The 15,710-nt window shown below is 57.5% G+C and carries 8 protein-coding genes and 5 pseudogenes; 11 read left to right on the top strand and 2 right to left on the bottom strand.

Annotated elements, in window-relative coordinates; all coding sequences use genetic code 11:
- The 9 genes and pseudogenes from HHL24_RS42145 to HHL24_RS45275 all read left to right on the top strand — a co-directional run.
- Positions 1-195: amidohydrolase family protein (locus HHL24_RS42145; RefSeq protein ID WP_169491166.1), on the top strand; the 195-nt coding region annotated here is incomplete at its 5' end.
- A 612-nt stretch (positions 196-807) separates the two neighbouring features.
- Positions 808-2,526: a methyl-accepting chemotaxis protein gene (locus tag HHL24_RS42140; RefSeq protein WP_169491165.1), complete on the top strand. Its 1,719-nt coding sequence runs from the start codon at positions 808-810 to the stop codon at positions 2,524-2,526.
- A gap of 118 nt (positions 2,527-2,644) precedes the next feature.
- Positions 2,645-2,723 (top strand): annotated as a pseudogene (locus HHL24_RS45350) (IS6 family transposase); the annotation flags it as partial.
- A gap of 722 nt (positions 2,724-3,445) precedes the next feature.
- Positions 3,446-5,476, top strand: a pseudogene (gene acs, locus HHL24_RS42135) (acetate--CoA ligase).
- Positions 5,477-6,788: 1,312 nt separating this feature from the next.
- A complete protein-coding gene (locus tag HHL24_RS42130) occupies positions 6,789-7,817 on the top strand; it encodes a fumarylacetoacetate hydrolase family protein (protein ID WP_230417809.1) in 1,029 nt (342 codons plus the stop codon).
- A 103-nt stretch (positions 7,818-7,920) separates the two neighbouring features.
- Positions 7,921-9,129: a mandelate racemase/muconate lactonizing enzyme family protein gene (locus tag HHL24_RS42125; RefSeq protein ID WP_169491164.1), complete on the top strand. Its 1,209-nt coding sequence runs from the start codon at positions 7,921-7,923 to the stop codon at positions 9,127-9,129.
- A 288-nt stretch (positions 9,130-9,417) separates the two neighbouring features.
- Complete coding sequence (locus HHL24_RS42120) at positions 9,418-9,735, top strand: Dabb family protein (protein WP_169491163.1); 318 nt, start codon at positions 9,418-9,420, stop codon at positions 9,733-9,735.
- Between the two features lie 460 nt (positions 9,736-10,195).
- A pseudogene (locus HHL24_RS44450) lies at positions 10,196-10,346 on the top strand (IS481 family transposase); the annotation flags it as partial.
- The gene (locus HHL24_RS45275) at positions 10,326-10,700 is read left to right on the top strand and encodes a transposase (RefSeq protein WP_407947557.1); all 375 of its coding nucleotides are present in this window, start codon (positions 10,326-10,328) and stop codon (positions 10,698-10,700) included. The pseudogene HHL24_RS44450 and the gene HHL24_RS45275, both read left to right, overlap by 21 nt.
- Positions 10,701-11,331: 631 nt before the next feature.
- Here HHL24_RS45275 and HHL24_RS42110 read toward each other — a convergent pair.
- Positions 11,332-12,224, bottom strand: a pseudogene (locus tag HHL24_RS42110) (LysR family transcriptional regulator).
- Positions 12,225-12,375: 151 nt separating this feature from the next.
- Between HHL24_RS42110 and HHL24_RS42105 the strand changes: the two are divergent.
- On the top strand, positions 12,376-13,407 hold the full coding sequence (locus HHL24_RS42105) for an NAD(P)H-quinone oxidoreductase (protein WP_169491162.1): 1,032 nt from the start codon (positions 12,376-12,378) through the stop codon (positions 13,405-13,407).
- A gap of 523 nt (positions 13,408-13,930) precedes the next feature.
- Here HHL24_RS42105 and HHL24_RS43750 read toward each other — a convergent pair.
- On the bottom strand, positions 13,931-14,470 hold the full coding sequence (locus tag HHL24_RS43750) for a hypothetical protein (RefSeq protein WP_206003266.1): 540 nt from the start codon (positions 14,468-14,470) through the stop codon (positions 13,931-13,933).
- Between the two features lie 1,007 nt (positions 14,471-15,477).
- Here HHL24_RS43750 and HHL24_RS42095 point away from each other — a divergent pair.
- Positions 15,478-15,710: pseudogene (locus HHL24_RS42095) on the top strand (IS6 family transposase); the annotation flags it as partial.

Here is a 15,710-nt window from a genome sequence, read left to right as displayed (position 1 = left end):
AGCCCTGACAGTAACCGCTGGGTCATCGAGATGATGGGCGTGGACCATGTGGTGTTCGGCAGTGACTATCCGTTCGACATTGGCGATCCTGAGGGGCGCCGGTCGGTGCCGGTGATCGATAGCCTGGCTGCGCCGGATCGAGCAAAAATCTACAGGGGCAACGCGGCAGCCCTGTTGGCGCGCAAAGGGATCTGATCAACGCCCAACATATTGCGTTGGGCAATCGACCTGGAGGCAAAGACCGCCCTTCCTGAAAACGAATCGGAGTCTGCGCGCCCTTGCGGGCGCCCAGACTCGGTTGAATGGACGCATGCGATTGGGTGTTACTGGTGGGGTAGAGGGGCAGCCCCGCGGAGATGCCTACCGCGGCAGGCGGGTAGCCACGCCTTGGTGTTGGCTGAGCGGGCAGTTTCTGGAACGCTTCGACGGGTGAGTTGCGTAGCGTTGTGGAGATTTTCCGTGGCATAGGCCTGGGTGTCCGGCTTAAATGCTGCGAGAAGGCCTGGATTTAACGAGTTCGGATGCCTGCTCTCGCATCTTAGATTGTCAACGGAGCGCTGATCGATTCTTTTTCTCGGGCCCGAAGACATTCTTCCTACCCTGCTAGCCCTGTAGTCTTCCTGCCGAAAAGTACCTAGGCAGAAAGTGTTGCCATAGTCAGGAGTATGAATTTCGCAAATCGCTCGGAGGCATTTCGGAGGGATTACATGACTATGGGCAGGATCGAAACATGGGTGTCACGGGAACGCCTCAGCGCGGCGCCCTCCTAACAGGCACTCCTTGAAGGCTCGAGTCAGGGGAATCGGTATGGAAAACCTTCGTGTTAGCGTCAGATTGTGGATCGCCTTGGGCATGATGTGCATCGGGGTACTGGCGATGAGCGTGTGGGGCGCGCTCCATACGCGCGAGACCATGCTCGACGATCGTAGGGAAGAACTGAAAAACATCATTGCCGCTGCGGCCGGCGTGGTTGATCACAACAATGCGCTGGCGGCGGCCGGCAAGCTGTCGGTGGCCGATGCGCAAAGGGCGGCGCTCGACAGCTTGCGGGCGATGCACTATGCGGGTAGCGGCGGCTACCTGCTCGTACTCGACGCGGATGCCATGATCCTGATGCATGGGGCGCTGACTGACCTCGAGGGCCACCGTGTATTCAAGGAAGGGGCCGACTTGGCTCAACGGCAGAACGCTGGCTATATGAATTTGAAGTCCTTGAATCCGGTGACGAACAGGACGTCACCGAAGATTAATTATGTGCAACTGTATAAGCCGTGGGGATGGACTCTAATAACCGGTGTGTTTGTCGACGACATCGACGAGCTTTTCTATCTGACGATAGCCACATATCTGGGCGCGGCCATCCTGCTGTGCGCGCTGGTGTCTGGCGTGATGCTGGTGATTATCCGCAGCATCCGCAGGCAGCTTGGCGGCGAACCCGGGTATGCCGCGGACGTCGTGACCCGCATTGCCGCCGGCGACCTGACGGTACCTATTGAAGCGTCGCGCAACTATCCCGGCAGCCTGCTCCATGCGATGAAGGGCATGCAGACAAGCCTTGCCCACATCATCGGCAGCGTGCATAACGGCAGCGAAGTGATCGCGGCTTCCAGCAAAGAGATTGCTGCTGGCAATATTCACCTGTCGGCGCGTACCGAAGAGCAGGCTGCGTCGCTCGAACAGACCGCTGCGAGGATGGCGGAACTCACGAGCACGGTAAAGCAGAACGCCGATAATGCCCGGCAGGCCAACATGCTGGCCGTCAACGCGGCGGACATGGCGGATACGGGGAACGAGGCGGTTCACGCAATGGTCGGAACCATCAGCCAGATCAGCAGTAGCTCCGGCAAGATTTCTGAGATCACCGGCGTCATCGAAGGCATTGCGTTCCAGACGAACATCCTTGCGCTGAACGCGGCCGTTGAAGCCGCGCGCGCCGGAGAGCAAGGACGAGGCTTCGCTGTGGTTGCCAGCGAGGTTCGTAGCCTCGCCCAACGCTCCGCCGCGGCTGCAAAGGAAATCAAGGCATTGATCAACTCGTCCGTGGCAACGATTCAGGGCGGCGCGAAGCAGGCTGCCGAAGTCAGCTCAACCGTAGGGCAAGTCAAGCAGGCAATCCAGCGGGTTTCGGATATTGTTGGCGAGATCGCGGCAGCGTCGGAAGCGCAAAGCCGTGGCATCGAGCAGGTGGATCAGGCGATCGGCCAGATGGATGAAGTCACGCAGCAAAATGCGGCACTCGTTGAGCAAGCCGCTGCTGCGGCGCAGTCACTTAAAGAACAGGCAGCCAAGCTGAACGAGGCCGTTTCAGTGTTCAAGGTTGCTCATGCGATGCAATCTCCGCCGCCCCTGACGATCCCGCAAGGTAAGGCTCGTTTGCCTGTTTCCTGTACTCCGGCCACGCTTCCCGCAACGCAGGCAGAGGCCACATCTGCGTTGGCCGCGTTTGCCGTCAACACCGCTGACATCGCATCGGTTAAAGCAACCCCGGAGTTGGAAACTTTCTACCCAGAAATGCGATATATGTAACGTTCCTAAGAGTTATGGAAAATGTGACGTCGGCATGTCCGTCGGGGCAGATGAGCGTATGGATAAAGACAAATGGCTTTATCACAGTACTCGAATGCAGGCAGGTACTAGCAGCTAGGCGGTACGCTTGTATTACCGGGTCCAGCTGAGCCTTCGCGATTTCGAGGAACTTCTATTGGCGCGTGGCGTGGCAGTTACGCGGGTGACCATCGGATGCTAATGCGACAAGCTCGGCACGACCTGGCACCGTGATGAAGGCTTGGTGCGGTCGCGCGGCGAGCCTTGCCTGTTGTGGCGCGCCGTCGATCAGATTGGTGGTGATCTCAATATCTTGATATAGAGGCGCTACGCATGATGGTGGCGCGACCAACTGCGCAACTATCCGGCGGCGAAAATGGAGATTCCGAGGTCACCAACGTCAGGCACGATGTCGTCAAAGTCAGCGTGCATCTGAACAACAGGGCGGAAAACAGTCGCCGACCGACGTGCGAACGCTAGTGACTCATACGTGTTTTCCGCGATCCTGAGGGCACGCAAGCTTTCCTATTGAAGCTCGGTCCGATCCGGCAGCGCTTCGCGTAGCCTCGCGGTGAGCGTGAGGAGCCTGGGCAAAAAGGTCGGGAAGGAATTCGCTTCGAAACTCGGGACAAACACGGTTAAAGATACTGCCGTATGTTGATAAGGATATCTTCTTATCAGGTAAATCTAGGGACTTTGGCCATGGTGATGGAACCCATGCAGCCGACAGGTTAGGTGCTGTGCTTATCCAGGCCGCAATCAGGCAACGGGTGCAAAAATGGCGCATTGCCGCATGCTCGCCCCGTGGTCCGTTGATCAGGAGTCGCGTGCCCCGTCATGACACTCGGCTGGACAGGCCATCCAGCACAGGTTTTCAGTTTCGTCTTCCAAGGAGTTGTCGATGTCTGCGATTGAATCTGTTCTTCAGGAACGCCGTGTTTTCCCGCCCTCCGCTGAATCAGCGGCAGGTGCGGCTATCCTCGGCATGGACGCGTACCGGGCGCTTGCCGCCGAAGCGGAGCGCGATTACGAAGGTTTCTGGGGGCGTCTCGCTCGCGAGACGCTAAGCTGGAACAAGCCCTTCACCAAGGTACTCGACGAATCGAAGGCGCCTTTCTACACCTGGTTCGAAGACGGCCAGTTGAACGCGTCGTATAACAGCATCGACCGTCACGTTGAAGGCGGCAACGGCGAGCGCGTCGCGATCATCTTCGAAGCCGACGACGGCACCGTCACCAACGTCACCTATCAGGATCTGCTGCAACGCGTGTCGCGCTTTGCGAACGCGCTGAAAAAGCGTGGCGTGAAGAAAGGCGATCGCGTCGTGATCTATATGCCGATGTCGATCGAGGGCATTGTTGCGATGCAGGCGTGCGCGCGCATCGGCGCAACCCATTCGGTGGTATTCGGCGGCTTCTCGTCGAAGTCGCTGAATGAGCGCCTGGTCGACGTGGGCGCCGTCGCCCTCGTGACCTCCGACGAACAGATCCGCGGCGGAAAAGCATTGCCGCTGAAGAACATCGCCGACGAAGCCATTGCCATGGGCGGCTGCGACGCGGTGAAGAGCGTGATCGTCTACAAGCGCACCGGCGGGAAGATCGCATGGAACGAAAGCCGCGATCTGTGGATGCACGAACTCACGCAGGCCGAATCGGATCAATGCGCGCCCGAGTGGGTCGGTGCCGAGCATCCGCTTTTCATCCTCTATACGTCGGGCTCGACCGGCAAGCCGAAGGGCGTGCAGCACAGTACTGGCGGGTATTTGCTGTGGGCCGCGCAAACCATGAAGTGGACTTTCGACTGGAAGCCCACGGATGTGTTCTGGTGTACCGCCGACATTGGCTGGATCACCGGCCATAGCTACATCGCGTATGGCCCACTGACAATTGGCGGTACCCAGGTCGTATTCGAAGGCGTGCCCACCTGGCCGAACGCAGGCCGTTTCTGGGACATGATCGCCAGGCACAAGGTCACGCTGTTCTATACTGCGCCGACGGCGATTCGTTCGCTGATCAAATACGCCGAAGCGGACGAGAAAATCCATCCGAAGAGCTACGACCTGTCGACGCTGCGCATCATCGGCACGGTCGGCGAGCCGATCAATCCGGAAGCGTGGGTGTGGTACCACGAGAACGTCGGTGGCGGCCGTTGTCCGATTGTCGATACGTGGTGACAAACCGAAACGGGCGGTCACATGATCACGCCGCTGCCGGGCGCCACGCCGCTGGTGCCGGGTTCGTGCACGCTGCCGCTGCCGGGCATCATGGCAGCCGTCGTCGATGAAACCGGGCAGGACGTGCCGAACGGGCAGGGCGGCATTCTGGTAGTGAAGCGTCCATGGCCGTCGATGCTGCGCAACGTGTGGGGCGATCCGGATGGCTACAAGAAGAGCTACTTCCCCGAAGAACTCGGTAGCACGCTGTCCCTCGCCGGCGACGGTGCAGTGTACCTTGCTGGCGGCGGCGCGGTGTACGTTGCTGGCGACGGTGCGGTGCGTGACAAGGACACCGGCTACTTCACGATCATGGGCCGAATCGACGACGTGCTCAATGTGTCCGGCCACCGCCTCGGCACGATGGAGATCGAGTCGGCGTTGGTGTCTAACCCGATCGTCGCTGAAGCGGCTGTGGTTGGCCGTCCTGACGATACGACCGGCGAAGCCGTGTGTGCCTTCGTGGTGCTCAAACGCGCGCGTCCTGAAGGCGAAGAAGCGGTGAAGCTCGCCAACGAACTTCGCAACTGGGTCGCCAAGGAGATCGGTCCGATCGCCAAGCCGAAGGACATCCGTTTCGGTGAAAACCTGCCGAAGACGCGTTCGGGCAAGATCATGCGCCGCCTGTTGCGCTCGCTCGCGAAGGGTGAGGAAATCACGCAGGACGTGTCCACGCTGGAGAACCCGGCGATTCTCGATCAGCTTGGCGAGTCGCGCTGAGCTGAGGTTGGCTTGGATGTCGAACGAGCGTGCATCTGATGATGCGTCCTCGTTCGACCGATATTAATCGACCGAAGCACAGCCACAGGTCGGCCACGTCGGCGAAATGCCGAAGTCACCGGGTAAAGGCTGCGCGTCGCAAGCCGTACACTTGCTGGCATACGGATGAAACGTACGTGACGCTTGCGCGGCGAGCCCCCGCTGCAATGGGGAGCCGTAAACAAGCACGCGTTTAACTCGACATCATTTTGCAGAAACGGCGCGACAAGACTATGGCGGAGCGCTTTTTAGATGGATAGAGCGCTCGAGCTCAGAGCAGCTCAAAACCGCCACTGACTAGCTGCGTAGCGATCCGGCAGGCAAGCGCAGAAATCCCGGAACTCAGGAACGTGAGGCACGGGTTTGTCATGTCATGGCAGCGACCGCTCTAAACAATCCAGATCTGTAGGCATGTCCCTGCAGACCGGCTTGCCTCGAAGCGCATGCCCACGGAAGTACAGCAGCTTATGTCCCGGCTCGTCTGATATGTCCGTAATCGGGTGATCGGGTGTAAGAGTTCGCTATCCCAAGTCAGTCACCAGCGCGCGAAGTTGCCCCGTGTTGAGCGAAACCGAGACGAACTGCTCGCGGGTCGTCCAGACGAATCGTCCATTATTCAGGCTACGCACGCCCCGCCAGATCCGCAATTCGTCGTGGGCCATTGCCTTCGCGCGGGTCGAATGCGATAGGTGAACAGAATCGCGTGGTGCGGTCGCACCACACCGAACACTTTCACCAGCCGTGCGACTAGAGTCTCGACGCTGGCGCCCATCTCGATCGGTTCGGTCTCCAACCAGGTTGCGCCGATGCGGATCAAAGCAGCCGACCCTGCAGCATGCCGGAAAGTCACTTGCCGCTGCAACAGCCAGTACCGTATCCATCGCTGCACCCCCGACCCCGCTCAATCTTGATCTCGCGTGCGCCTGCAGGGACCCTGGACGCGTCTGGTGCAGCGGCACAAACTCCGCGGATGGTCCAGATATCAATTTGCGGGACGTGCCGGCTGCATCCCGCTCCTGCCTATTTGCCGCCCAGCTTCTGAACAAACCGGCATTCGGGTGATGAGCGCGACTGCCGTAATCCATACGTTCGGCTGCATCGCAGTCGAGATCGTCTGTGCTTCGAACTCTTCGGCATGCCGCAGGCGTCGCGTCGGTCGCAAAACCTTCGGAATCCCCTCGCTGTCGTCCATTACATCTGTGCAAGACAAATTTAGACGGACACTGTCCTCGCCGGCGTGTCTGACGCATCAAGATACCCTCCTGGCACGCTCATGGCATTATTTTCGAAAAACTATTTACGAGATGTGAATTTTGGAATAAAGTTAGCCGACATCCAAATCACGAGGAGAGAGATCATGAGGCTGGTGAGTTTCGAAACGAAGGGGCAGGAGAGAGCGGGCTTGGTGCTGAGTGATGGGCGCGTTGTGGATCTCTACGAAACAGCCTTGGATCTGGCGGCGACCGGACAATTTCCCGGCGGAACAGCTGGTTGTGAGGCGCTCAAAACGGTGCCGGGCATCATCGCAGTTTGTGCGGCCGTCCTTCCTTCGCTGCGATTGATCGAAAGCGAGGGTGAGCAAGGGCGCGGAACACTTATCGAGGCCGGCGATTATGGTCTGCTTGCACCCATTCCTCGTCCGTACAAGAACGTCTTCTGCGTAGGACGCAATTACATCGATCATGTTACGGAAGGCTACAAGGCCCGCGGATCAGAAATCCGCGTTCCAGAACATCCGCAGTTTTTCTCCAAACCGCCTACCGCGGTGACCGGTCCGCACAGCGACATTCCATTCGATCCCAAGACTATGGCCCGCCTCGACTACGAGGTTGAACTGGGGGTGATTATTGGAATGCAAGGCAAGGATATACCTCAGGAAAGCGCCCTTGATCATGTGTTTGGATACACCATCATCAACGATCTGACGGCGCGCGATTTGCAGCGCAAGCACGATCAATGGTTCAAGGGTAAGGGGCTTGATTTTTCGTGCCCGATGGGGCCCTGGATCGTCCACAAAGATGATATTGCGGACCCGCAAGATCTCGCAATTTCCTTGAGCGTGAACGGTGAGGTGCGCCAGCAAGCGCGCACCTCACAAATGATATTTGATCTGAAAAGGATCATCTCGGATCTCTCGCAGGGGATGACATTGGAGGTCGGCGATATTATTGCGACCGGCACGCCATCGGGAGTCGGTTATGCCATGGCAAGCCCAAGCTTCCTCTCACCAGGTGACGTCGTTCGCTGTGAGATTGAGTGCATTGGGGCGATCGAGAACAGGATCGGTGTCACACAGCGGTAAGCCGGAGTTCCTCAGCCGTCGCTGCATGATTGCCCGGCTTGTTTGGTTTAACCAATAGACCAATTTCTGAATGTTGGCTATTTCTGAGAATGGGAGACTACACATGGCAAGTTCCGTCGATGCTCGAATTGCTGAGGTCGCTGTCACGTTATATCGCGTGCCTTTGCCTCGGCCCTGGGTCTCAGCCGCGTATACGATCACCCACCATGAACACACCTTGGTCGAACTGACTTTGGAGAACGGACTAACGGGAACCGGCTGGTCAACTACCCTTGGGGTCGCTGGCGCAGCAGTTGCGGCGATGATCAAGAGCTACCTTGCTCCGATGTGCATCGGTCGGTCCGCTCATGATCACGAAGCGCTGTGGAGCGACCTGTGGCGACACTGCCATCAGCCAGGTTCAGGCGGGATTAGCGCAATCGCTGTGGCCGGAATTGATCTCGCTTTATGGGACCTTCGCGGGAAGCTGGCAGGCATGCCGGTCCGAAGGCTGCTCGGCGGGGGCGCCGACAGTGTTCCAGTCTATGCAAGCGCCGCCAATCTAAACCTCGCCGAGCACAAACTCGTGGAGCAGACGAAGCAATTTCTGGACGCAGGAAATCGTCTCTTCAAAATAAAGATTGGATCGGAAGATGCGGACCAAGACGTTTCGCGGGTCGCTGCCGTTCGGAATGTGATCGGCAGTCTGCCGCTCATGCTCGACGCCAACCAGCGCTTTAAGCCAGGAGAGGCGCTGCGCAGAATTGCAATGCTCGAGCGCTTTAACCCGGTCTGGCTGGAAGAGCCTATGTTGTCGGAGGATATTGATAATCACGCAAGGCTCGCCGCTCAGTCCCGCATTCCGATTGCGTTAGGAGAAGAGCTGTCCTCCCGCTACGAATTCTGGCGATATATATCGTCAGGCGCCGTTAGCTATGTGCAGCCTAACGTTCACAAGGTTGGGGGAATTAGCGAATGGATGAAGATCGCACACATCGGAATGGGTGCGAACCTTACCATGGCTCCTCAGGGCGCCCTCGAGGCATCCGCCATCGTAGCCTCGGCTTTGCCTGGCTGCTATCCCATTGAAAATATCGATTCAGGATCCTTTACGGACCAAGGCATCCTTGAGGAGCCGCTTCGTGTGGAAGGAGGGAGAGTTCACCTTTCTCCAGAGCCTGGCCTCGGTGTAAGGTTTAATAGAGAAGCGATGGAAGCTTACCGGGCACCATCCGATCTCACCGTATCGATTGTCGATCGGCAGAAATACATCAATGAAAAAGAGAGAGATGGCGGAGGTGACAGTCGGCCTGCGGGTCGTTCAGCCGTCTAGGGCAATGCTCTTTAAGGGCGAATGCCGAGTGGAGAATTCTCGCCAGGTGATAGGCTGCACCCTAAACGAGACCTAGCTGCCTTCTAACCGACGAGGATTTTTCGTTCATTGTCCAGAGCCGTGGTCGAGGTTTATGACCTTGACTTTTCGGCAATGTAGTTGCCTTGAGAACACGGCGGATGGAATGGCAAGCGGAACGCATGCCGTCGGTCGAAGACAATGGCATCGAGGCCAAGGTCTTTGGTCATCCGCCGGTGAAATAAACATAAATCGATCAGGAGTTATGAGATGATTAAACATACCGTTATGTTTCGCTTTAAGAACGATGTAACTGATGAGAATAGGCGATCGCTGATTGATGAGTATCTGTCTCTTCCGAGTGTATACCCCAAGATGAAAAACTATTCATTCGGAAAGAATATAAGCGAGCGCGATCAAACATTTGAATATGCCTTCTCGGTCGAATTCGAAACCGAAGAGGACCTTAAAGAATACTTGAACAGTGAGATCCATGAGAAGCATGTTATTGAACGCTGGCGTCCGATGATTGAGTCGCGTGCGATCGCGAGCTTCGTAGATGCAACGCCCTACGGGAAGATTCAATAAACCGATCCGAAAAAAGTTACGTCGAGAGATGGCTTCAAAACCGGAGCCCTATTCTGCCCCGGCTTGGGGGAGGGTCTTGGGTTTCTTATTTTGAAACCATTCCCCTTGCAGCCGGAAGTTAGAGATCTCCGGCTTTGTCACGATGGCGCGGTGGGATCTCCATCGTGATGGTGCAGTGTCGTTGAGCTGCACCGGTTCGGTTGGCACCCGCTTAGGCTAATCCGGCCTGCCGCTCAAACTCCATAGGGAGTCAAACATCCGATCGCGGAGTGTCGGTGTTTCGGATTGTGGAAGCGTTAAATACAATCTAACACGTTGGCTTGGTGTCGCCTCTTGTTCGGTAAAATTTTCGAGCGGCTCGCTCGGTCTTCAACGACGAGAGAAGCTTCCCAGCGCCGCGTTGCACCACAGTGCGGCTGAACCGTCGCCGGTTCCGCTACCCCGAGTAATCTGACCGGCCGGGGCCGAGTACTGCGGCAACCCGGAGCATCACAATACTAGCTCTATCTGGCGTGGAGAACATCGATCACACTCGCACCAAGGTGCGTTCTCCACAGACCAACGGCATCGTTGAGCGGCTACACAAGACCATGCTCAACGAGTGCCACAGAAACCTCTTAGCTCTAAAGTCCGTGATACAGATTCCTCTTTCAGACGCCGACTGGCTTCGCATCAAACAGCTAATTCCGGAGTCCGAGAAGCCAGCTTCAGGTCGCCCCGGCCGCCCCCGTCGCAACGTTCGGGAAATACTGGATGCCATTCTATGGATCCACCAGACAGGGGAGAAGTGGCATCGTCTGCCCTCAACATTTCCGCCAACACAAACCTGCTACGTAAAATATTGTGCATGGCGACGGGAGGGAATTGTTCAACTGGCCATAGGCATCCTGGAGAGAACTCCGTCCGTAGCGACGGCCCATGGCAGCTTGACACCAAGAGGCAGCGGCCGCGCCGCTCTCGAATAGATGTTGGCCGCTATCAAAGTTTTTACATAAATAGATGATCAATTTTTTGTTATCTATTTAGTTAATGTGATGGTATGTTATCCGAACCTCACGCGCTCTACACGCCTCCCTTGCGCAGATTAGGGTGCTGTGTTAGCGCCCGACTGTGATATACCCATTCACATTCATGTCGTCGCCGATGCGTGCCACGATCTACGAACGCTTCTTCACAAACGACTAATGCGTTCCCGTTGGTGTTCAATACAGTCGATCATGGCCTTGGATGATTCGACCTCTAGCGATAGGTGCGTTTTATAAGTTCTCGATATACCGGACGCCCGAAGGATCATTGGCGCCGCGGTCGGGGTGGTCGCTCGTCACAGTGCGCTTGCGGCGGCAGCTAGCTGCCAGTCGCTGACGCGAAAAGAGGCGGCGCTCGATAATTTGCGGTTAATGCAATACGCCGGAAGCGGAGGCTACCTGTGCGGGCAGACCTCCAAGGCCACCGCGTGATCAAGCAGGAGGCCGACCTCGCCAAGCGTCAGAACGCAGTGGATATGAATCTGAAATCCCTGAATCCGATGGCCATTGGAATAGCGCCGAAGACTATTTGTAACGCGACACCCAGCAGCCGGAGCGAAGTCTTGAGTGACTATTTTGTGTGGTGTGTGTGATCTTCGAACGCGGAGGCGATGCTCTCAATCATTGCCGCGATGCGCGCGGTATGCCGAAGGTCTTGATGCGTGACGAGCCAGATTTCGTAGACCGCCCCACGTGTCGGTTCCGGCCATATCTGCACGAGGCCGTCGTGTTCAGCCAGATGTATTGGAAGTTCACCGACTCCGAGGCCGGCCTTGACCGCGGTACGCAGCATGAGACTGGAATTGAAGGACGATACGATCCGCCCCGCGTGTGTCGGTTCGCCAGCCAGAGTGGGTGAGGTGGGTGATTGACTGCCGCTCCAGCTTCCCTGATAGACGACAAGATCGTGACCCTCGAATGCGGAGCCAGGCACGGGCTTGCCGTGCTGCTCAAGGTAGGCCTTCGATGCAAAGAGCGCCATGGGCCAGCGAGCGAGGCGCCGCGCGATCAGATCGGGATTATTCGGTCTGACTGACCGGACCGCGATATCCGCTTCACGCTTTGCCAGATTCAGCATGCGTGTCGACGTGTCCAGCAGGACGCGTACTTCCGGATGCGCAGCATGCAGGCGTTCGATGGCGGGAAACAGGAATTCGAGCGCATCGAGTCGGTGCTGATGACTCTTACGTCTCCCGCCAGCCGTGTGTCCGTGCCTTGAGCTCGTCTGACGAGCTCATGCGCGGCGTGTTCCATTTTCTCCGCGGATCTGAGCGCGGTTTCGCCTGCGGCGGTCAACGCGTAACCCTCGGAGGTGCGCAGGAAAAGCGTTGCACGCAGGGTGTGCTCGAGTGCCGCAATCCGCCTGCCGACAGTCGCCTGATCGAGGTTGAGCGTCCTGGCCGCTCCACGGAGCGTTTTTTCACGCTCCACCGCGAGAAACACTCGCGCGTCATCCCAGTTCATTGTTCTGTCCCATTGATGCAAATTTGCATCAGACCACGTGAATAATGCCGCGTGAATTCATCAATGTCGACTCCTATACTGGGTGCAAGAGTTCCTCGTTCAGTGATCCGACCGGATCAATCGAGCCTCATCAATCGAAGGAGTGGTATCCATGTCTGCTTCAACTTATCGTGTGCCGTCGTCCATGATGGCCATTGAGATCAAACAGCCCGGCGGTCCGGAAGTTCTGGTGCCGACTACGCGCCCTGTGCCGATGCCGGCCGCCGATCAGGTTCTGATCCGCATCCACGCGGCCGCTGTGAACGGCCCAGACGTTTTCCAGCGTAAAGGGCTGTATGATCCGCCCCCCGGCGCTTCAGACATTCCCGGTCTGGAAGTGGCAGGTCAAGTGGTCGCCGTCGGATCCGACGTGTCTCAATTCCGGATTGGCGAACTGGTGTGTGCATTGATTCCCGGCGGTGGCTACGCCGAATATGCCGTCGCGCACGCCTGCAACACGATGCATATTCCCAAAGGCCTGACGTTGGTGGAAGCCGGGGCCATGCCCGAAACGTTTATGACGGTATGGCTGAATCTGTTCCAGCGCGGCAAGCTGGTTGCCGGCGAATCGGTGCTGATCCATGGTGGCGCGTCAGGTATCGGCACCACGGCGACCATGCTGGCGAAGGCATTCGGCGCCGCGAAAATCATCACGACAGTGGGCTCGCAGGCACATCGGGAGGCCAGCCGGGCCTTAGGTGCAGACCTCGCGATCGAATACCGCGAGGCAGATTTCGTCGCCGAAACGAAGCGGTTGACCGACGGCAGAGGCGTCGACGTGATTCTCGACATCATTGCTGGCGACTACGTGGCGAGAAACTATGACGCGGCAGCCATGGACGGACGGATCCTCCAGGTGGGCGTGATCAAAGGGCCGGCTAAGGATCTTAACCTCGTGCCGATGCTGACGAAACGTCTCACGCATATGGGCTCGACATTGCGATCGCGCACCTCCGCGGACAAGGCGACCATCGTGAATGAACTCGAGCGGCATGTGTGGCCGCACATCGAGAGCGGCAAGATCAAGCCGATTGTCTACAAGACTTTTGCGCTTGCCGAAGCTCGTGGCGCTCACGAGTTGATCGATTCCGGCACGCACTTTGGAAAGATTGTTCTTACGACGGGCGCCGATCTCGTTGGCTGAAGCCTCGCGTGGGTAGTCAAAGTGGAGGTTGCAAGCCTCTTGCCGGTTTCGTGCTTGGCATCAAACAAACGTTACTTTTAAGGGTCACGGTCTGTCTCGTGATCTGTTCGACGATCGGCCGAAGTCGGTTCGAAAGCGGGCGGAGGTGGATCGCGCCCGAATGACTCAAACGGGTGTGCGCCGTGAAAAGGTGACGCTTTCCGGCGAGTGCAAGCCCCGCCCGGCAAATGCTCCAGCCGGAAGCAACCGGAGCAGCTATGGAGGCAACGAAGTGGCTGAAGCCTTCGGTGATGCGTGTCACAAATTGGTGACAGCGTGTGTGTGCAGGCCGTAACGCGAGTGAACGCCGAGCAAACCTCGAAAAGGTCGATGCGCAGGCCGACCCGACAACCCTGCCGGTGAAGGCTGATACGGCTGGGCGAATGAGCAGGCTGGACGCCCAGTCGCTGCGCGGGGGTAGTGGCGACAGCATGTACACAAGGAAAGCCTACGCAACACGTGAAGTCCCTCGGCGTGGTCAGGGCTAACCGGACGCCCGCGAGGGACAGGCGGGGCGCTTTGGGATGACGGAGGGGCCTGTAGTACTGATGAAGCCGACATGGCCTCTTTTCCGCACGTGCAGTTGACCGTACAAGGTCGACAGCCGGTGCAACCGAGCCACCACATCGCGCAGCCGACTGTCCGGAATCTGGCTTTTGGACAGCCAGGTCAGCACGTCGGTCACAAATCCGAGGCCGGCATGCCAGCGCAACTCGTCCGCTCTGGTCGCTTTCGGCCGGTTCCGGATCACAACAAACCATGACTCGAGGACGTCAGCCAGCGCCCGGTCGTTCATCTCAGCCAGCGCATCATCCAGGCCATTGACGCCGAGAATGCCGTCCGCGTGGCGGTACAGGTCTTCGATGTATCGAAGCGTGCCCGTTTGAGTGGATTCGGCAAGATGTCCTATCGAAACCAGCATCCACACGTTGGCCCAGTATCGAGGGACGGCGGAATCGTCCACGAGCGCGACGCCGCGTAGACGACCAGGCACAAGCGGATTCGAGAGCTGCAAAAAAGCCATGAATTCGCGCAACAGTAAAAGGTACGCAATCCTACGTCGCTGTTGCTGACGACTTGATGACAGACGCCCGATGGGCGCAACAGTAAAAAAGGTACCTCTGATGTTGCTAATTTCTTTTATGTAAAAAGCAGTAGTCCTTACAGCCGATCACGCCAGCCGTTGGTTTGCATAAAAACGGTTCCTGTGTTTTTGCGAAATGTTGCTTCTAGACTCTAGACCTTTACAAGCGCTGCGTAATAGCGGCAAGGCAACTTGTCAACAATTTCGCGTTTGGAAGCCATATGGTTAGCAGGCGTCAAACATGGAAGCTATATGGTAGGCCGCTAGAGTCCTCGCGCAGGTGCTTCATTGACAATGCGCGCATCACATCTTCTGCACAACCTCCCGAGCAGGACGAAGGCAGTCCGACTGTGGTTTAACCCGGGTAGTTTGATTGTGGGATACACGCAACTAACGGGCTGCATTTTTCCTTCCCATCCGTCCGCTGCTACGCAGCGCGAAATTCAGCTTACAACGGAAGGGGCAGAGGTTTGCACTTACAGCGCAGGTCGGCACCAACTCCGACTGGACGGCGGGGCGACCTCGCAGCGGGAATTCGCCATATCTGGACGCCCGGGGGTAATGCGCACTCAGGGCATTCTGGTTATTCCGGCAGCGGGCGCAAAATCCAGATTGTCTACGCGAAAGCTGTCGCACCATTGTTGGCACGGCTGGGAGGACCATACCCATCCTTCACGACCGCGGGCATTCCGGATCTCGAGCCAGGCGAGTGCGTTTCGGAAGCAATTGTCGCCTCGACGGTGAACGTTGATAATCTGTTCAATCAGTCGGCAGTTGCCACTCGTGTTTAACAGGACAGTATGACTAAAGTGTCTTTCACCACCACTGACTATATCGCCTGGCTCGCCGGCCCGAAGTCCCGCGTCGAGCAGGCGCGGCAGAGGGTTCTGTCGCATTAACGCGGGCGAGGTAAAATTCGAGGCGGACGAAAACGCTCTGGCCACACGATGAAGAAGACAATGACGCCACGAACGACGCTTGCTCCGGACATCGCCAAGGTTCTGAAGCGGCTGCACTATCCACTTGAAGTGATCCTGCTGTGCGTGCGATGGTACGTTGCCTACTCGCTGAGTCTTCGCAATCTCGAGGAAATGATGGCCGAGCGCGACATTTGTGTCGATCATTCGACGGTGCATCGCTGGGTCATCAAGATGGTGCCACTGTTCGAAAAGATATTTCG

Origin of the sequence: Paraburkholderia polaris, assembly GCF_012927345.1 — a bacterium.
Taxonomy (GTDB): Bacteria; Pseudomonadota; Gammaproteobacteria; order Burkholderiales; family Burkholderiaceae; genus Paraburkholderia; species Paraburkholderia polaris.
Note: the sequence above shows the minus strand (reverse complement) of the source record. Positions and strands in the feature narration are given on the sequence as shown.